This window comes from Streptomyces sp. HUAS 15-9 (genome assembly GCF_025642155.1).
Classification (GTDB): Bacteria; Actinomycetota; Actinomycetes; order Streptomycetales; family Streptomycetaceae; genus Streptomyces.
This window is the reverse complement of sequence record NZ_CP106798.1, coordinates 1,342,422-1,359,886: the sequence shown is the minus strand read 5'-3', so window position 1 is coordinate 1,359,886 and position 17,465 is coordinate 1,342,422. Positions and strand designations below refer to the sequence as shown.

Annotated in this window: 17 protein-coding genes and 1 pseudogene; 6 read left to right on the top strand and 12 right to left on the bottom strand. The window is 73.2% G+C overall.

What is annotated here, in order from left to right; all coding sequences use genetic code 11:
- Window positions 1-108: 108 nt before the first annotated feature.
- On the bottom strand, window positions 109-1,539 hold the full coding sequence (gene pdxR / locus N8I87_RS06165; protein ID WP_263206209.1) for a MocR-like pyridoxine biosynthesis transcription factor PdxR: 1,431 nt from the start codon (window positions 1,537-1,539) through the stop codon (window positions 109-111).
- On the opposite strand from pdxR, the pseudogene N8I87_RS06160 reads away from it, so the two are divergent.
- Window positions 1,467-2,372 (top strand): annotated as a pseudogene (locus N8I87_RS06160) (EamA family transporter); the annotation flags it as partial. The gene pdxR and the pseudogene N8I87_RS06160 overlap by 73 nt on opposite strands.
- A gap of 93 nt (window positions 2,373-2,465) precedes the next feature.
- Here the strand turns inward: N8I87_RS06160 and N8I87_RS06155 are convergent.
- Together N8I87_RS06155 and N8I87_RS06150 are read right to left on the bottom strand one after the other, a co-directional pair.
- The gene (locus N8I87_RS06155; protein ID WP_263206207.1) at window positions 2,466-3,296 is read right to left on the bottom strand and encodes an alpha/beta fold hydrolase; all 831 of its coding nucleotides are present in this window, start codon (window positions 3,294-3,296) and stop codon (window positions 2,466-2,468) included.
- A 108-nt stretch (window positions 3,297-3,404) separates the two neighbouring features.
- Window positions 3,405-4,058 (bottom strand): NADPH-dependent F420 reductase, encoded by a 654-nt coding sequence (locus tag N8I87_RS06150; RefSeq protein ID WP_263206205.1) that lies wholly within the window; start codon window positions 4,056-4,058, stop codon window positions 3,405-3,407.
- A 122-nt stretch (window positions 4,059-4,180) separates the two neighbouring features.
- Here N8I87_RS06150 and N8I87_RS06145 point away from each other — a divergent pair, with 122 nt between their 5' ends.
- Both N8I87_RS06145 and N8I87_RS06140 read left to right on the top strand, forming a co-directional pair.
- Window positions 4,181-5,065, top strand: a complete 885-nt coding sequence (locus N8I87_RS06145) for an RNA polymerase sigma-70 factor (protein ID WP_263206203.1) — start codon at window positions 4,181-4,183, stop codon at window positions 5,063-5,065.
- A 238-nt stretch (window positions 5,066-5,303) separates the two neighbouring features.
- A complete protein-coding gene (locus tag N8I87_RS06140) occupies window positions 5,304-6,065 on the top strand; it encodes a GntR family transcriptional regulator (protein ID WP_263206201.1) in 762 nt (253 codons plus the stop codon).
- A gap of 302 nt (window positions 6,066-6,367) precedes the next feature.
- On the opposite strand, the gene N8I87_RS06135 is transcribed toward N8I87_RS06140, so the two are convergent.
- The 3 genes from N8I87_RS06135 to N8I87_RS06125 all read right to left on the bottom strand — a co-directional run bounded on the left by N8I87_RS06135 (window position 6,368) and on the right by N8I87_RS06125 (window position 9,453).
- Window positions 6,368-7,525, bottom strand: a complete 1,158-nt coding sequence (locus N8I87_RS06135; RefSeq protein ID WP_263206199.1) for an ROK family transcriptional regulator — start codon at window positions 7,523-7,525, stop codon at window positions 6,368-6,370.
- A 99-nt stretch (window positions 7,526-7,624) separates the two neighbouring features.
- On the bottom strand, window positions 7,625-8,287 hold the full coding sequence (locus tag N8I87_RS06130; RefSeq protein WP_263206198.1) for a response regulator transcription factor: 663 nt from the start codon (window positions 8,285-8,287) through the stop codon (window positions 7,625-7,627).
- A gap of 14 nt (window positions 8,288-8,301) precedes the next feature.
- Window positions 8,302-9,453 carry a sensor histidine kinase gene (locus N8I87_RS06125; protein ID WP_263206197.1) on the bottom strand — a complete coding sequence of 384 codons (1,152 nt, stop codon included), beginning with the start codon at window positions 9,451-9,453 and terminating at the stop codon, window positions 8,302-8,304.
- Window positions 9,454-9,561: 108 nt separating this feature from the next.
- On the opposite strand from N8I87_RS06125, the gene N8I87_RS06120 reads away from it, so the two are divergent.
- The 3 genes from N8I87_RS06120 to N8I87_RS06110 are packed head-to-tail and all read left to right on the top strand — an operon-like array spanning window position 9,562 to window position 11,689.
- Window positions 9,562-10,482, top strand: coding sequence for an ABC transporter ATP-binding protein (locus tag N8I87_RS06120; RefSeq protein WP_263206195.1), 921 nt, complete (start codon window positions 9,562-9,564; stop codon window positions 10,480-10,482).
- A 2-nt stretch (window positions 10,483-10,484) separates the two neighbouring features.
- A complete protein-coding gene (locus N8I87_RS06115; RefSeq protein ID WP_263206193.1) occupies window positions 10,485-11,207 on the top strand; it encodes an ABC transporter permease in 723 nt (240 codons plus the stop codon).
- A 41-nt stretch (window positions 11,208-11,248) separates the two neighbouring features.
- The gene (locus N8I87_RS06110; RefSeq protein ID WP_263206192.1) at window positions 11,249-11,689 is read left to right on the top strand and encodes a hypothetical protein; all 441 of its coding nucleotides are present in this window, start codon (window positions 11,249-11,251) and stop codon (window positions 11,687-11,689) included.
- Between the two features lie 4 nt (window positions 11,690-11,693).
- Here N8I87_RS06110 and mug read toward each other — a convergent pair whose 3' ends face one another.
- The 6 genes from mug to N8I87_RS06080 all read right to left on the bottom strand — a co-directional run bounded on the left by mug (window position 11,694) and on the right by N8I87_RS06080 (window position 17,409).
- Window positions 11,694-12,215 carry a G/U mismatch-specific DNA glycosylase gene (gene mug / locus N8I87_RS06105; RefSeq protein WP_263216323.1) on the bottom strand — a complete coding sequence of 174 codons (522 nt, stop codon included), beginning with the start codon at window positions 12,213-12,215 and terminating at the stop codon, window positions 11,694-11,696.
- Window positions 12,216-12,274: 59 nt separating this feature from the next.
- On the bottom strand, window positions 12,275-13,717 hold the full coding sequence (purB, locus tag N8I87_RS06100; protein WP_263206190.1) for an adenylosuccinate lyase: 1,443 nt from the start codon (window positions 13,715-13,717) through the stop codon (window positions 12,275-12,277).
- A 124-nt stretch (window positions 13,718-13,841) separates the two neighbouring features.
- A complete protein-coding gene (locus N8I87_RS06095; RefSeq protein WP_263206188.1) occupies window positions 13,842-14,192 on the bottom strand; it encodes a DUF4326 domain-containing protein in 351 nt (116 codons plus the stop codon).
- A 5-nt stretch (window positions 14,193-14,197) separates the two neighbouring features.
- Window positions 14,198-14,989, bottom strand: coding sequence for an SGNH/GDSL hydrolase family protein (locus tag N8I87_RS06090; RefSeq protein ID WP_263206187.1), 792 nt, complete (start codon window positions 14,987-14,989; stop codon window positions 14,198-14,200).
- Window positions 14,990-15,058: 69 nt separating this feature from the next.
- A complete protein-coding gene (locus tag N8I87_RS06085) occupies window positions 15,059-16,072 on the bottom strand; it encodes a hemolysin family protein (protein WP_263206185.1) in 1,014 nt (337 codons plus the stop codon).
- On the bottom strand, window positions 16,069-17,409 hold the full coding sequence (locus N8I87_RS06080) for a hemolysin family protein (protein ID WP_263206183.1): 1,341 nt from the start codon (window positions 17,407-17,409) through the stop codon (window positions 16,069-16,071). The genes N8I87_RS06085 and N8I87_RS06080 overlap by 4 nt, the downstream gene beginning before the upstream one ends.
- Window positions 17,410-17,465 lie beyond the last annotated feature (56 nt).

The window sequence follows — 17,465 nt, the reverse complement described above, 5'->3', positions numbered from 1 at the left end:
TCACAACTACTGGTGCGCCGCAGCGCACACGGAAACCACAAGTGAACAACTGGCCCCATCGGCAAGGGAACCGGTGTGCGATTCGGAGGCTGCCGGTAGCCCCGGCCCTCACCGGGCGAGCGCCTCGGCCATCAGCCGCACGCCCGCCCTGATCTGCGCCGGCGACAGATGCGCGTACCCCAGGACCAGCCGCACGCCGGACGCGTCGGCACGCGCGTGTGCGCAGGCGCTGAGCGGACGCACCGCGACACCGGCTGCGGCCATCCGCTCCAGGAAGCGCTCCTCGGGCCCGTACCGCCGCGGCAGTTCGGCGATGGCGTGCAGGCCCGCGGCGATCCCCGAGACCCTGGCCCGCGGGAAGTGCTCCTCCAGCGCCGCGACCAGGACGTCGCGCCGCTCCCGGTACGCGCGCTGACAGCGGCGCAGCTGCCGGTCGTAGTCGCCGTGCTCCAGGAACCGCGCGAACAGCGCCTGGTCCAGTGAGGGATGCCCAAGATCCATGGTCCGCTTGCGCTCGACCACCTCGTCGGCCAGCCACTCGGGCACGAGCAGCCAGCCCAGCCTCAGGCCCGGGGCGAGGGACTTGCTGACCGACCCCGTGTAGGCGACCCGCTCCGGGTCCAGTCCCTGGAGCGCGCCCACGGGGGCGCGGTCGTACCGGAAGTCGCCGTCGTAGTCGTCCTCCAGGATGAGCCCGTCCACCGACCGAGCCCAGTCGAGCAACTCGGTGCGCCGCCGCGCCGAGTACGCGATACCGGTGGGGAACTGGTGGGCCGGCGTCGTCACCACGGCCCGGACGCCCGAGGCACGCAGGGGGTCCGGGGCCAGGCCCTCGTCGTCCAGGGGCAGCGGTACGGTGCCCATGCCGGCCGCGGTGTACAGGGCCTCGTGCTGTGGGCTGCCCGGGTCCTCGACGCCGACCGTGCGCATCCCGCGCGCGTGGAGCACGAATCCGAGCAGGGTCGTGGCCTGCGCGACGCCCGAGACGACCACGATCCGCTCCGGGTCGGCGGCCACGCCCCGGCGTCGGCCCAGCAGTTCGGCGAGGGCGGAGCGCAGCCGGGGCAGTCCGCGTGGGTCGGGGTAGCCGAGGTCGTGGTGCGGCAGGTCCGCCAGCACCGCCCGCTGCGCCGCGGCCCACGCGGCGCGCGGGAACAGCGACAGGTCCGGTGTCCCGGGCACGAAGTCGGCGCGCGCGCCGGGGGACCGCGGCGCCAGGTCACGCGCGCGGGGCGAGGCCGCACGGACACCGCCGCCCACCCACGTGCCCGCTCCCCGGTCGCTGCGCAGATAGCCCTCGGCCGTCAGCTGCTCGTACGCCTCGGTGACCAGCCCGCGCGACACCCCGAGATCGGCCGCGAGGTCCCGGCTCGACGGCAGCCGGGTGCCCGGCGCGAGCCGCCCCGAGCGGATCGCCTCGCGCAGTGCCGCCTGGAGGGCGCGGCCACGCGCGCGTGGCGGCGCCGATGCGGCCGGGAGCAGCAGTTCCCATGCGGCGGTGCCCGTCAGCCCGCCCGGATTGGTCCCCGATGACGTCATGGAAATGGACCTTAAACCGGGCCGCCGCCCTCCCTAGCGTCGACGTCATGAACGCCACCCGTCGCGGTGCCCTGCTCGCCGCATTCGCCTGCGTGCTCGTCGGAGGCTCCTTCACCGCCAACAGCCTGCTCGGCGACTACCCGTACGCGGGCGGCCAGTGCCTGCGCTACGGACTGGCCGCTCTGCTGCTCCTGCCGCTCGCCGGGCGGGGGTCGACGCAGCGCCTGCGCGTGCTCGCACCCCGCCAGTGGGCCCGCCTGGCCCTGCTCGCGGCCGTCGGCATGGTCGGCTTCAACCTGGCCGTCATCGCCGCCGAGCGCACCGCCGAGCCTGCCGTACCGGGTGTCTTCGTGGGCTGCGCTCCCGTGGTGGTCGCGGTCGTCGTCCCGCTCCTCGACGGCCGCCGTCCACAGCGCGTCGTGCTGTACGGCGCGCTGCTGGTCGCCGTCGGCGCGTTCACCGTGCAGGGGTGGGGCCGTACCGACGCGGCCGGGATCGCCTTCTCCGCCTGTGCCCTGGCCGGTGAGGTCGGGTTCGCGGTCCTCGCGGTCCCCGTGCTGCGGCGGCTGGGACCTCGGCTGCTGTCCGCCACGGTGAGCGCCGTCGCCGCCGCCGAGTCGGCCCTCGCCGGCGTCGTCCTCGACGGGGACGGGTGGCTGCGGCGCCCCGACGCCACCGAGGCCGCCGCGCTGCTCTGGCAGGCGGCGGTCGTCACGGTCGTCGGCTTCGTGTGCTGGTACATGGGCATGCAGCGGATCGGCGCGGAGCGCGCCACGCTCTTCTCCGGGCTCATCCCGGTGGCGGCCGCCTGCACCGCCCCGTTCGCCGGAACCGGCTCCTACGGTCTCGCCCAGGCCGTGGGCAGCGCCCTGGTGGGCGCCGGAGTCGCCCTGGGCTCGGGGGCGTCGACGGGGATCCGGCGCCGGTCAGTGGCTGCCGTCGAGGATCACACGGGCGACGAGCGCCGGGTCGTCGTTCATCGGGCAGTGCCCGCAGCCCGGCAGCCGCACCAGCCGGGCCTGGGGGATGACCTGCTTGGCGCGGACGCCCTGGCGGCGCACCAGCAGCCAGTCCTTGGTGCCCCAGCCCACGGTGACCGGGATCCCCGGGAGGTCGTCGGTGAACTGGACGGAGGCACCGGCCCGCAGCGTCGCGTCGAACCCGGTGGCCTGGGCCAGCGCGAGCGTCTCGGCGACCACGGCCTCGGGTGAACGGCGGGCCGGACGGGCGTAGATGGTGCTCGTCAGGGCCGTCCGGCCGGCCGCCGTGCGGGCCAGTCGCTCGACCAGCGGCACCGGGAGCTGCTGGGAGATCCGCCGCATCGCGATGAGGACGCCGAACGCGTACAGCCGCTCGGCCTCCGACCAGAACCCGGCGGGGGACAGGGCGGTGACGGACCGTACGAGCTTCTCGCGGCCCAGCTCCAGGGCCAGCAGGCCGCCCAGGGAGTTGCCCGCCACGTGCGGGCGGTCCAGATCCAGTGCCTCGAACAGGGCGGCGAGCACGGAGTTGGTGGTGGGCAGGTCGTAGGCGAGGCCGTCCGGCAGGGCCGGGGACGCGCCGAAGCCGGGCAGGTCCACGGCGATCACATCGCGCTCGGTCGCGAGGATGTCCACCACGGGGTCCCAGGCCTGGCGGTGGTGGCCGATGCCGTGCAGCAGGACCAGCGGGTCGCCGTCCCCCACGCGCGCGTAGGAGACGGTCACCGGCCGCTGGCCGTGCGCGGAGGGGACCGTGAAGGAGACGGTGGCGGACATGGGGTTGCTCCTCGTCTGGACTGGCCGATGGACGCCGTAGACAGCTTGTCAGCAATTGCTACCGGCGGGTAGCCCCCAGTTGCGGCGTGTCGCGCCGCGGCAGGGGTCTCAACGCGCCGTGCGGACCTGCACGTTGAAGTCGGCGTGGCCGAGGCTCTGCATCAGATTCATCCACAGCGGCAGATACATCTCCAGGGAACGCGCCGCCCGGATACCGCCCAGGTCCAGCACTCTCTCGGCCGGCCAGCCGAACTCGCCGAGCAGGGCCGTCACCTGCTCCTTGGCGTCGGCGTCCTCGCCGCACAGGAACATCTGGTGCTCGCCCGGCACCCGCGCCGGATCCACCATCACCTGGCAGTTGACGGTGTTCAGCGTCTTCACCACGCGCGCGTGCGGGAAGGCCCGCTGGAGCCGCTCGCCCACGCTGTCCGACTCGACCGGGTCCAGCCGCAACTGACCCTCCTCGAACGCCAGCGGGTTGGACACGTCGACGACCACCTTGCCGTCGAGATGCGCCGCGCCCGCCGCCTCCAGAGCCGCCTGCGCCACCCGGCCGCCCACGGCGTTCACGATCACCTCGGCGGCCGCGGCCGCCTGCGCGAACGTCCCGGCACTCGCCCCGGCACCCGCCTCCCGCGCCCACTCCAGAGCGGCCGGATTGTCCTTCGTACGCGAACCCAGGGTCACCTCGTGCCCCAACCGCACCAGCTTGCCACCCAGCGTGCGGCCCACCTCACCCGTGCCCAGCACCGCGTACCTCATCGGCCACCTCCCGTGCCCGGTCCGCCGACCGCCGACGGTCCGCCGATCATTGTGGTGCCGACGCGCCCTGGACGGGTCGATTCCGCCTGGACAGCACGCCTTGTGTCGGATGGGATGGAGGCGTGAGCGCCGACACCGTGACCGACGTCTTCGAGGAGCACCGTCCCGTTCTCATGGGCGTCGCCTACCGCATGCTAGGCCGGGTGGCCGACGCTGAGGACGTCGTCCAGGACGCCTGGCTGCGCTGGTCCGGCGCGGACCGCGGCGACGTGCGCGAACCGCGCGGCTATCTGGTGCGCGTCACCACCCGGCTGGCCATCGACCGGCTCCGCCAGATCCGGGCCCGTAGCGAGGCGTACGTCGGCCCGTGGCTCCCCGAGCCGTACGTCACCGACTTCGGCGACACCGTCCCGGACACGGCGGAGCGCGCCGTGCTGGCCGATTCCGTCTCCCTCGCCGTGCTCGTCGTGCTGGAGTCGCTGTCCCCGCTGGAGCGCGCCGTGTTCGTCCTGCGCGAGGCGTTCGCCTATCCGTACGCCGACATCGCGGCCATGCTCGACCGCGGCGAGGCGGCGGTGCGTCAACTCGCCGGGCGGGCCCGCCGGCACGTCGACGAGCGGCGGCCGCGCTACGAGGTCGACCCGGCCCAGCGCCGGGACCTGACGGAGCGGTTCCTTGCCGCGGCTGCCGAGGGCGACCTCGAGAGCCTGATGTCACTGCTGGCCCCCGACGTCCGCCTGGTCGGCGACAGCGGCGGCAAGGCGAGGGCACCGCTGCGGATCCTGGAGACCGCCGACAAGGTGGGCCGGTTCGTCATCGGCGCCGCGCGCAAGGACGGAGCCGGGCTGTCCTTCCGCCTCCTGGAGGTCAACGGCGGCGTCGCGGCGCTGGCCGTGTCCGGGGACAAGCCCGACAGCGTGCTGCAGATCGACGCCGCCGACGGCGTCGTCCGCGCGGTGTACATCATCCGCAACCCCGACAAGCTGCGGTCCCTGCCCGCCCGCTGACCCGTACCGCCCGAGGCCCCGTCGTGCGACGGGAGCTTTGCCGCGATGTCACGAACACGGCCTCGTGAGAACGCCTCATGAACGCTCCGCGGCGCTGGTCCTGTGCGGTGCGTAAGGGATCGAGGATTGGTCTTGACCAAGGGTGGGGGCCGCCCTATGGTCGCAGATAAGTGCAACAACCTTTAATAAACAAGGGCGCCAAAAACGCCGCCGGACCACGGCGATTGCGGAGGACAGGGTGGGGACCACGCAGCTGGAATCGGTACCGGAACCGAAGTACTGGCACCTCAAGACCGTGCTCAGCGAGGCACTCGACTCCGAGTTCTCGGTCGGCGAGATCCTGCCCAACGAGCGCGACCTCGCCGCCCGCTTCGGCGTCGCCCGCGCCACGCTCCGCCAGGCCCTCGAACAGCTCGAGCTGGAAGGCCGGCTGCAGCGCCGCCGCGGCGTGGGGACGACCGTCGCACCGCCGCGCGTCGGCGTGTCCGTCGGCGCCGAGCAGCACGTCTGGCCGGGCGCCGCCGGTGACGCCTGGCAGCCCGCCGACAGCACGCGGACAGCGCCGCCCGCCACCGTCGCCGCCGCCCTGGGGACCGACCCCGAGGAGCCCGTGCACACCGTGCGCCGCTCCCGCGTCTCCCACGGCCGGCCGGTCGCCGCCGAACTGCTCTACATCCCGGCCTCCTCGGTGCCCGACCTGTCGGCGATCGACGCACCGAACGGCACCGCACGCGCGCGTGCCGTCCTGCGCGAGCTGCAGCGCTTGGAGCTGGAGGGCCAGGACCGCTCCGTGGAACTCGGCTCGGCCCGCGCCGACGACGCCAAGGAACTCGACCGCCTCCCCGGCGCGCCCGTCCTCGTCGTCACCACCCGCTTCTTCGCCGAGGGACGCACCGCGGCGCTCTCCGTCGCCACCTACCGCGCGGACACCTGCCGGCTGACCTTCGGCGACTCCGGCGGTGTGGAGATCCACCACGGACCCGAGCGGCAGGCCTCGTAACCCCGCGGCACCTCCCGCCCCGACACGCACCGACCGCGCCCCGGAACCCACCGGGGCGCGGCGCGTTTCCCAGCCGTCGGTGCGACATCCACGGGCGGACCGGGGCCGACGCCGCTCGGCAGCTGTCGGGCCTGGCGCATCGCTCCTGGAGCCGACGGGGACGCCTCGTCGGTGCTCGGGTCGTGCCGCCGGGCCGGTGTCGCGTGCGGCGCGCCTTCACCGGTGGCAGCCGACTTTCCGCAGCAGCCGTACGCAGTACCCGTCACCCCGGAGTCAGCCGCGCGCGGTCACCGCGGCCGGAGTCAACGTCGCGCGGTCACCGTGCCCTCCACCGCGAACAGCTGCTCCTCCACATGGTCCAGGGCCAGCCGCAGGGCGCCCGTGGCCACGGCCGCCTCGCCCAGCAGGGAGAGCGTCACCTTGGGGGGCCGCAGACAGTAGCGGGCCAGTTCATGGCGCAGCGGCTCCAGCACGCCGTCCAGGCCGGCCGCCCAGCCGCCGACGACGACCAGCTCCGGGTCGAGGGCCAGGACCAGCGCCGCCACGTCGTGGACCAGCCGCTGGATGAAACGGTCGACGGCCGCGCGGGCCCGCTTGTCGCCCTCGCGCGCGAGCGCGAACACCTCCGCCACCGCCTGTTCGTCCAGCGGGTGCAGCGGCTCGTCCGTGGTGGACAGGAGCGTCTCCGGGGTCGCCTCCCGGCCCAGCAGATGCAGCGCGCCGATCTCACCGGCCGCCCCGCCGTACCCGCGGTGCAGCCGCCCGCCGATCAGCGAACCGGCGCCCGGGCTCAGCCCCGCCAGGACGAACACGACGTCGTCCGACTCGGTCGCGGCGCCCTTCCAGTGCTCGGCGACGGCCGCGGCGTTGGCGTCGTTCTCGACCAGGACCGGGCACTTGAAGGAACGGCTGAGCCGCTCGCCGAGCCGCAGGCCCGTCCACTGGGGCAGCGCGGTGCCGAGCCGCACGGTGCCGTCGGCCTCGACGATCCCCGGTGTGCCGACGCCCACCGCACGCAGTGAGCCGCGCGCGACCCCGGCTCGGCGCAGCAGTTCGGCGACGGCCGTCCGCAGCCGCTCCAGACGCTCGTCCGCGTCGGCGGTCTCGTCGACCTCCTTGGCCTGTGCGCCCAGCACCCGGCCGTCGAGGTCGGCCAGGAGCGCGGCGACGCGGTGTGCCCCGATCTCCAGGCCCAGCAGATGCCCGGCCTCGGCCCGGAACCGGAACCGCCGCGCGGGCCGCCCCTGACGCCGGGTGACGCCCTCCTCTGCCGCCTTCTCGACGACGAGACCGCCCTCGATGAGCCCCTCGACGACGCCCTCGACGGTCGGCCGGGACAGTCCGGTGACCCGGGTGATCTCGGTGAGCGTCGCACAGTCCGTGGCCCGCAGCGCGTGCAGCACCACCGCGGAATTGATCCTTCGCAGCAGCGAGGGATCGCCGCCGGTCAGCCGCCCCAACGTCCGTCCTCCCAGCTCGTGCGCGTGTTGGGCGGATCGTACTCGGCACGGCGGAGCCCGGCGAGTCCCGGGCCGCCCCGGACCCGCGGGCGCACCGGATCAGCCGGGAGCCACGAAACCCGACTCGTACGCCGTGATCACCGCCTGGGTGCGGTCCCGGGCGCCGAGCTTCGCCAGTACGGCGCTCACGTGCGACTTGACCGTCTCGGTGCCGACGACCAGCCGATCCGCGATCTCCGCGTTCGACAGCCCCCGGGTCATCAGCCGCAGCACCTCGGCCTCCCGCTCGGTGAGCCGGGCCCGCTCCAGCACGGCGCGCGCCGCCCGGTTTCCACCGCCGTCGCCGTACTGCGCGGCTAGTTGCCGCACCGACGCGGGGAACAGCAGCGACTCGCCCGCGGCGACCAGCCGCACGGCGTGCACGATCTCGGCGGGCCGGGCCCGCTTCAGCAGGAACCCGTCCGCACCCGCGCGCAGCGCCTCGTACACGTACTCGTCGTTCTCGAACGTGGTCACCACGAGGATCTTCGGCGGATCGTCGACGGTGCGCAGCACTGCGCGCGTGGCCTCGATCCCGTCCAGCAGAGGCATCCGTACGTCCATGGCGACCACATCGGGCCGCAGCTGCCGGACCAACGGGATCACCGCCGCCCCGTCGGCCGCCTCACCGGCCACCTCGATGTCGGGCTGCGCCTCCAGCACGGCCCGCAGACCGGCGCGGACCAGGGGTTCGTCGTCGACGAGAAGAACGGTGACCGGCATCCGCCAAGCCTAGATCACCGCAAGGGTAGTTCGGCGTGCACCTGCCAGTCGCCCTCGTGCGGTCCGGTGTGCGCGCGGCCGCCGAGCAGGGCCGCACGCTCGCGTATGCCCCGCAGCCCGCTGCCCCGGCCGGGACCGGGCACCGGGGCTCTGAGCGGATTGCGCACCTCCAGCGCGAGAGTGCCCCCGGCCACCGTGACGCGTACCCGCACGGGCACGGCCCCCGCATGGCGCAGCACATTGGTCAGCGCCTCCTGGAGGATGCGGTAGCCCTCGCGGGAGACCGGTCCCGGCACCGTCTCCACGGGACCGGTCACCTCGGCGTCGACCTTGGCGCCGGAGGCGCGCGCGGAATCCAGGAGCCGGTCGGCGTCGGCCAGGGTGGGCCGGCCGCTCACCGGCCGCTCGGACTCCCGCAGGACACCCAGCACCCGCTCCAGGTCCTCCAGCGCGGCCCGCCCCGTCTCCTCGATGGCGCCCAGGGCACGCTCGGTGAATTCCGGGTCGCCCGCCGTCCGCGCCGCGCCCGCCTGCACCACCGCCACCGTCAGTGCGTGCCCGATGGAGTCGTGCAGCTCACGGGCGATACGGGTGCGCTCCAGGAGTTGCTCGGTCCGCTCCTCCAGGGCGGCGAGCCGCTCGGCGGCGGACGTACCGAGCAGCCGCCGCGCGACGGCGGTGACGAGCTCGCCGAGCCCGACGAGGGCGCCGTAGAGCGTGATCAGGGGGAGCGGGATCAGCAAGGCGTAGGCCCAGTGCGGCTCCGCCCGGTCCAGGACCGGGACATCGGCAACGTGTCCCCACGCCATCCTGCCGAGTTCGTACGCGAGCGCCGGAAGCCACACCGAGGCCATCGAGGTGGCCACGCCCAGGACCAGCCGCACCTCCATCCACAGCACCGTGCGCAGCCGGTCCGGCCAGGTCGCCGACGGCGTCACGGAGATCCCCGGCTCCTCCACGCCGGGCGTGAGCAGCAGCCGCGCCTGCACGCCCTCGCCCATCCGCACGACCGGGAGGAGCCCGAACGGAAGGAGCACGAGCGCGGGCACCCACGGCTTCGACGAGTCGATGAACATCCACACGCTGAAGATCAGCATCGGCAGCCACAGATGCAGCAGTCGTGTGTACGTCGTCCCCCGCGTCAGCGGGCGCAGAAAGCGGGCCATCGGACCATCGTGGCAGGTGGCGCCGACAACAGGCCTCCCCCGGGCGGGGGAGACGATCTCCACCGGCGGGGGAGGAACCAACGCCCGTGAGGCGTCAGGGTTGTTGCCATGACCAGCATCGACGTACGAGACCTCACCAAGGAGTACGGCAGCCGACGGGCCGTGGACCGACTGACCTTCAGCGTCCGCCCCGGCCGCGTCACGGGCTTCCTCGGCCCCAACGGCGCCGGAAAGTCGACCACCATGCGGCTCGTCCTCGGCCTGGACCGGCCGACCTCCGGCACCGCCACGATCGGCGGCCGCGCCTACGGTGAACTCCGCGAACCGCTGCGCAAGGTGGGCGCCCTGCTCGACGCGCGGGCCGCGCACGGCTCCCGCACCGCACGCGACCATCTGCGGGCCCTCGCGGCCGGCAACCGCATCCCCGACCGCAGGATCGACGCCGTGCTGGAACAGACCGGACTGGCCGCCGTGGCCCGGCGCCGGGTGAAGACGTACTCCCTCGGTATGCGCCAGCGACTCGGCATCGCGGCCGCCCTGCTCGGCGACCCGGAGGTGATCCTGCTGGACGAGCCCGCCAACGGCCTCGACCCCGAAGGCATCGTCTGGATCCGCACCCTGCTGCGCGAACTTGCGGCGGACGGCCGCACCGTCCTGGTATCCAGCCACCTGATGCACGAGACCGCCGCCTTCGCCGACCACCTCGTGATCCTCGGCCGCGGCCGCCTCCTCGCCGACACCCCCGTCCAGGACTTCATCCACGCGCGCGTACGGCCCGAGGTCAGGATCCGCACCACCGACGACGCCGCGCTCGGCGACCTGTTCGCCCGCCGCGGCCACGACGCCTCCCAGGGCGAGGACGGGACGTGGACCGTACGGCACGCGCGCGTGGACGACCTCGGCCGCCTCATGTCCGAGGCGGGCGTGCCCGTACTGGAACTGGCCGCCCAGGAGGCCACCTTGGAGCAGGCCTACTTCGATCTGACCGCGGCCGAGGCCGAGTTCACCACCCAGCCCCAGGAGGCCTGACCATGCCCTTCGCAGCCGTTCTGCACGCGGAGTGGATCAAGATCCGGACGCTGCGCTCGCTCGTCGGCAGCCTGGTGGCGATCCTCGTCGCCACCGCCGCGTTCTCCGCGCTGGCCTCCGCCTCCGCGGACGCCGGCACCGACGACGCGGACCCGCTGTTCTCGGTGTTCTTCGGCATCAGTTTCGGGCAGATCGCCGCGATCGCGTTCGGTACGACGGCCCTGTCCTCGGAGTTCCGGGGCGGCGCGCTGCGGCTGACCCTGGCGGCCGTGCCCGACCGGCGGCGCTGGTTCGCCGCGAAGGCCACGGCGATCGCCCTGTCCGTCCTCGCGGTCGGGCTGGTCACCGGGGTGGTGACCCTGCTGATGGGCAAGGCCGTCCTCGGCGCCTCCGGGCCGACCTGGACCGAGGGAGTGCGCGGCGCGCTCGGCTGTGGCCTGCACCTCACGCTGATGGCGCTGTTCGCCGCCGGACTCGCGGCCGTGCTGCGCAGTGGCGTCGCGACCCTGTCCATCCTGATCCCGTTCCTGCTGATCGTGTCCTTCGTCATCGGCGACCTGTCCGCGGGTGTCGCCGACTACCTGCCCGACCGGGCCGGCCAAGTGGCCCTGCACAGCACGTGGGACGGCTTCCTCGGCCCCTGGACCGGGCTCGCGGTGACCGCGCTGTGGGCGGCGGCGGCCCTGTGCGCGGGAGCCTGGAGCATCCAGCGCAGGGACGCCTGACAGCCCGCCAATTGTCAGTGGGGCACGCTTTACTGGATCACATGGACATCGCAAACTGCCTTGCTGTGATCGAGCGGCTGTGCGCCCGGGAGTTCCCCGCCGCGGACGGCAGGACCGATGTGGGCACGGGCGGGCCGGGGTACCTCATAGCCGAGTTACAGACCAGCGGCGATTTCTACGAGGACGACGGCACCGACCGGGAGGAGACGGAGGCGCAGTACGAGGCCGACCGGGACGCGTTGGCGGAGCGGCTCGCCGAGCGCTGGGGACCGGCGGACGTGTTCAGCCTGGACAGCGTGTTCCGGCGCGGCATGGAGGGGGAGGAGCCGGCGGAGCCGTGGGGCACGCTCGCCTCGCACGTCCCCGATGTGCATCTGTGGCGGACGCAGTCGGGCCGCTGGCTCGCGCTGGGCGTGTCCCAGTGGGACACCGAACTGCCCTTCCAGCTGCTGGCGGTGGTCACCGAGACCGCCCCGCCCTGACCCGTCAGCTCCGCGCGGCCTCCCGCAACCACCCGAACTCCTCCGCCATCGTCGCCGCCGTCCAATGGGCGTTCAGCCCGCTGGGATTGGGCAGCACCCACACACGCGTGTCCCCGATCGTCCGCTCCTGCGGCCCCACCCGGGCCCCGCGGTCCCCGAAGGCGGCCCGGTAGGCGGTCACCCCGACCACGGCCAGCCACGTCGGCCGCAGTCGCGTCACCTTCGCCGACAGCAGCCGACCGCCCTCCACGTACTCCCGCGGCGTCAGCTCGTCGGCCCGCGCGGTCGCCCGCGCCACGACATTGGTGATGCCGAGTCCGTACGACGGCAACTCCCACTGCTCCGCGGGCTTCATCAGCCTCGGTGTGAACCCGGACAGATGCAGCACCGGCCAGAACCGGTTCCCGGGACGGGCGAAGTGGTGACCCGTCGCCGCCGTCATCAGCCCGGGATTGATCCCGCAGAACAGTACCTGTAGACCGGCCGCGACCACGTCGGGGACGAGACGGTCGCGGGCGGCCTCCAGTTCCGCCTGGGTAAGGGGGCACCTCCCTGCTCGAGCGGAGCCGAGAGCTTGGGGGAGGGTCAGAGGATCGCTCCCGGGGTGTATCCGGCGGCCTCCGGGTGCTGCTTGACGATCTCCTGGACGCGGCCGACGACGACCCCCACCTGGTCGGCGGCGGCGCCGGTGAAGGACAGCTTGTCGGCCATCAGCCCGGCGAGCTGCGCGCGGTCGAGCGGGAGGCGCTCGTCGGCGGCCAGCTTGTCGAGCAGGTCGTTGCGCTCGGCGCCCTGCTCGCGCATCGCGAGCGCGGTGGCGACCGCGTTCTCCTTGATCGCCTCGTGCGCCACCTCACGGCCGACGCCCGCGCGCACCGCGCCCATCAGCACCTTGGTCGTGGCGAGGAACGGCAGATAGCGGTCCAGCTCACGGGCGACGACCGCCGGGAAGGCACCGAACTCGTCGAGTACGGTCAGGAAGGTCTCCAGCAGACCGTCGAGCGCGAAGAAGGCGTCCGGCAGCGCGACTCGGCGCACCACCGAGCAGGACACGTCGCCCTCGTTCCACTGGTCGCCCGCCAGCTCGCCCGTCATCGAGGCGTAGCCGCGCAGGATGACCATGAGACCGTTGACGCGCTCGCAGGAGCGGGTGTTCATCTTGTGCGGCATCGCGGACGAGCCGACCTGACCGGGCTTGAAGCCCTCGGTCACCAGCTCGTGCCCGGCCATCAGCCGGATCGTCTTGGCCAGCGAGGACGGCGCGGCCGCCAGCTGCACCAGCGCGGTCACGACCTCGTAGTCCAGCGAGCGCGGGTAGACCTGGCCGACGGACGTGAAGGCCCGCGAGAAGCCGAGGTGCGCCGCGATCCGGTCCTCCAGCTCGGCGAGCTTCGACGCGTCGCCGCCCAGCAGGTCCAGCATGTCCTGCGCCGTACCGACCGGGCCCTTGATGCCGCGCAGCGGATAGCGGCCGAGCAGCTCCTCGACCCGGCCGTAGGCCACGAGCAGCTCGTCGGCCGCGGTCGCGAAGCGCTTGCCGAGGGTGGTGGCCTGGGCGGCGACGTTGTGGGACCGGCCGGCCATGACCAGCTCGGCGTACTCGCCGGCCAGCCTGCCCAGCCGTGCCAGGACGGCCACCGTACGGTCGCGCATCAGCTCCAGCGAGAGCCGGATCTGCAGCTGCTCGACGTTCTCCGTCAGGTCGCGGGACGTCATGCCCTTGTGCACGTGCTCGTGCCCGGCGAGTTCGTTGAACTCCTCGATACGGGCCTTCACGTCGTGCCGCGTGACCTTCTCGCGCTCGGCGATCGAGGCCAGGTCGACGGTGTCGAGGACGCGCTCGTAGTCGGCGATCGCCTCGTCCGGCACCTCGATGCCGAGGTCCTTCTGGGCGCGCAGCACGGCGAGCCAGAGCTGCCGCTCCAGCTTCACCTTCTGCTCGGGGGACCAGAGCGTGGCGAGCTCGGCGGAGGCGTAGCGTCCGGCGAGGACGTTCGGGATGCGGGGCTTGGCGGGCGCTGAAGTCACGTAGACGGATTCTACTGGCGATTCATGCAGGCCAGCGCCACGGGGCCGTTCGGCGGAACCTACAAGGGGCCGACGAGGCCCAGGACACGTGGTCTCCCAGGCCCAGGGCACGGCACCCCGAAGCCTAGAAGGGCACGTCGTCCGTGTCGGCCAGTTCCGCCAGCACGTCCGCATGGCACGACTCCGGCGCGCACCAGCAGGCCAGCCTCTTCCCGCGCAGCTCCGGCACCAGGTCGAGCAGCTCGGGCCGCTCCAGCAGGTACGCCCGGTACATCGCGATGACCTCGGCCCGGGTGCCGTGCCGCTTCTTCTTTGGGGTGTCGTAGGCGAACGGGTTGTACAGCGGGTGCCGGGGCAGGTCCCAGCCGCCCAGCGTCCAGCGCCGGCCGACGTGGACCACGTCCTCGGGGGCGTGCTCCAGCCGGGGGCCGAACTCGTGGATCCGGCCCCGGACGTTGATCACCCGCGTGGTCACGGCCGCTACGCCGCCGGACCCTCGTACGGCAGCAGCTCCGGCCGCTTCGCCGGGCGGCCGTCCCCGGACGAGCGGCCGGTCAGCCGGCGGCCGATCCACGGCAGCAGGTGCTGCTTGGCGAACCGCGCGTCCGCGACCCGCCGGGTGACCCAGCCCGGTGGCAGTGTGGCCGCCATCGGGGCGCGCCACTCGGTGTCCTCGGGCACGTAGCCGAGCGTCTGCCAGACCGCCTCCGCGACCCGGCGGTGCCCCTCGGCCGTCAGATGCAGCCGGTCCACGTCCCACATCCGCGGGTCGGCCAGCGAAGGCGCCCCGTAGAGGTCCACCACCACGGCGCCGTGCCGCTGCGCCAGCTCGTCGACGCAGGCGAACAGCTCCTCCATGCGCGGCCGGAACCGCTCCAGGACCGGGCCCTGGCGACCGGGACTGCGCATCAGCACCAGCTGCCCGCAGGCGGGCGCCAGGCGCTCCACGGCCTCCGTCAGCAGACCCTTCACCCGTGCCATGTCGCACTTGGGCCGAAGCGTGTCGTTGAGCCCGCCGACCAGCGTGATCACATCGGGGTTCATCGCCGCCGCCACGTCGACCTGCTCGTCGACGATCTGCCCGATCAGCTTGCCCCGCACCGCCAGGTTGGCGTACCGGAAGCCGGGCGTGCGGGCGGCCATCCGCGCCGCGAGGAGGTCGGCCCAGCCCCGGTAGGAGCCGTCCGGCAGCAGGTCCGACATGCCCTCGGTGAAGGAGTCGCCGACCGCGACCAGGCTGGTGTGGGTGGGGTGCGTGGGATTCGTCTGCATGGCGACAGCGATGGTATCCCGGCTCCATACCCAGCGGTCGGTCGGCCCCGGCCGCCCCTGCGGCGGCCCTCAGGCATGCTGCCCGAAGAGCTCCCGCAGTACGTCCTCCATCGTCACCAGCCCCGCGAGCCGTCCGTCCGCGCCGAGCACCCCCGCCAGATGCGTACGGCTGCCCCGCATCGCGGTGAGCACGTCGTCCAGCGGGGTGTTCTCCCGGACGCGCGCGATCGGCCGCATGTCCCGCAACCGGAACGCCTCGTCCCGGGGCGAGGCGTCCAGCGCGTCCTTGACGTGCAGATAGCCCACGATCCGGCGGCCCTCGTCCACCACGGGGAAACGGGAGAAGCCCGACTCCGCCGACAGCCGCTCCACCTGCTCCGGAGTGACCCCCACGCGCGCGTAGACGACACGCTCCAGCGGGACCACAACGTCCCGCACCGGCCGGCTGCCCAGCTCCAGGGCGTCGTGCAGCCGCTCCCGCGCCCGGTCGTCGATCAGGCCCGCGTCGCCGGCGGCCTTGACGATCTGGGCCAGCTCCGCGTCCGAGAAGGTCGCCGCCACCTCGTCCCTGGTCTCCACCCTGAGCAGTTTGAGCAGTCCGTTCGCGAGGGCGTTGACCGTGAAGATCACCGGACGCAGCGCACGGGCCAGGGCGACCAGGGGCGGGCCGAGCAGCAGCGCGCTGCGCACCGGTTCGGCGAGCGCGATGTTCTTCGGCACCATCTCGCCGAGCAGCATGTGCAGATACGTCGCCAGCGTCAGCGCGATCACGAAGGACACGACGTGACCCGCGTCCTCGGGCACGCCCAGCGCGTGGAACACGGGCTCCAGCAGATGCGCGATCGCCGGTTCCGCGACCACACCCAGCACCAGCGTGCACAGCGTGATGCCGAGCTGGGCGGCCGCCAGCAGCGCCGACACGTGCTCCAGGCCCCACAGCACGGCCTTCGCCCGCCGGTCGCCCTGCTCGGCGTGCGGCTCGATCTGGCTGCGGCGCACCGAGATCAGCGCGAACTCGGCTCCGACGAAGAAGGCGTTGAGGACCAGCGTCGTCAGACCGATCAGCAGCTGTACGGCGGTCACGTCGCGTCCTCCCCCCGCGCACTCTGCTCGTCGTCGAGCGGCGCGTGCAGCAGCACCCGGGCCGCCCGGCGCCCCGACGCGTCCACCACGTCCAGCCGCCAGCCGGCCACCTCGACGCGATCACCGTTGTGCGGTATGCGGCCCAGCGCGGTCGCGATGAGACCGGCCAGCGTCTCGTACGGCCCCTCCGGCACCCGGAGACCGACGCGTGCGAGCTGGTCCGTGCGGGCGGCACCGTCCGCCGAGTACAGCGCCCGGCCCTCCTCGTCGGCCCCGGCGGGGGCGAGGTCGGGGGTCTCGTGCGGGTCGTGCTCGTCCCGGACCTCGCCGACGACCTCCTCGACGATGTCCTCCAGGGTCGCGACGCCCGCCGTACCGCCGTACTCGTCGATGACCACGGCCATCGTGCGCTTGCCGGAGAGCCGATAGAGGAGCCGGTCGACGGTGAGCGACTCGGGGACCAGCAGGGGCTCGCGCATCACCTGGGAGACGGGCCGGTGCGGCCGCTCGTCGGCGGGAAGGGCCAGGACGTCCTTGATGTGGGCGATGCCGACGACCGAGTCGAGGCTGCCGCGGTAGACCGGGAACCGGGACAGTCCGGTCGCCCGGGTCGCGTTCGCCACGTCCTCGCAGGTGGCCTGCACGTCCAGGGCGACGACCTGGACGCGCGGCGTCATCACGTTCTCCGAGCTGAGGTCGGCGAGGTTCAGGGTCCGTACGAACAGTTCGGCGGTGTCCGCCTCCAGGGCGCCCTCCTTGGCGGAGTGCCGGGCCAGTGCCACCAGCTCCTGGGGCCCGCGCGCGGAGGCCAGCTCCTCGGCGGGCTCGACGCCGAAACGGCGCACCACATGGTTGGCCGTGTTGTTGAGGTGGGTGATGAAGGGGCGGAAGGCGGCGCTGAACAGGCGCTGCGGATTGCCCACCCGCTTCGCCACGGCCAGCGGCGAGGAGATCGCCCAGTTCTTGGGCACCAGCTCGCCGACGACCATCAGGAACACGGTCGACAGAGCCGTGCCCAGCACCAGCGCGACCGAACTCGCCGTGCCCGAGGAGAGCCCCAGCGACTCCAGTGGGCCCGCGATCAGTCTGGCGATGGACGGCTCGGAGAGCATGCCGACCACCAGGTTGGTGACGGTGATCCCGAGCTGCGCGCCGGAGAGCTGGAACGTCAGACTCCGTACGGCCTTCAGGGCACCCGCCGCACCGCGCTCGCCGCGCTCGACGGCCCGCTCCAGCTCGCCGCGCTCGACCGTGGTCAGCGAGAACTCGGCGGCGACGAAGGCACCACAGGCGATCGAGAGCAGCACCGCCACGAGCAGGAGGAGCACTTCGGTCATCGGGTCACCTCTGTCCCATCGTCGGACAGGGCAGGGGGGAATGCGCGGTGTCGTCG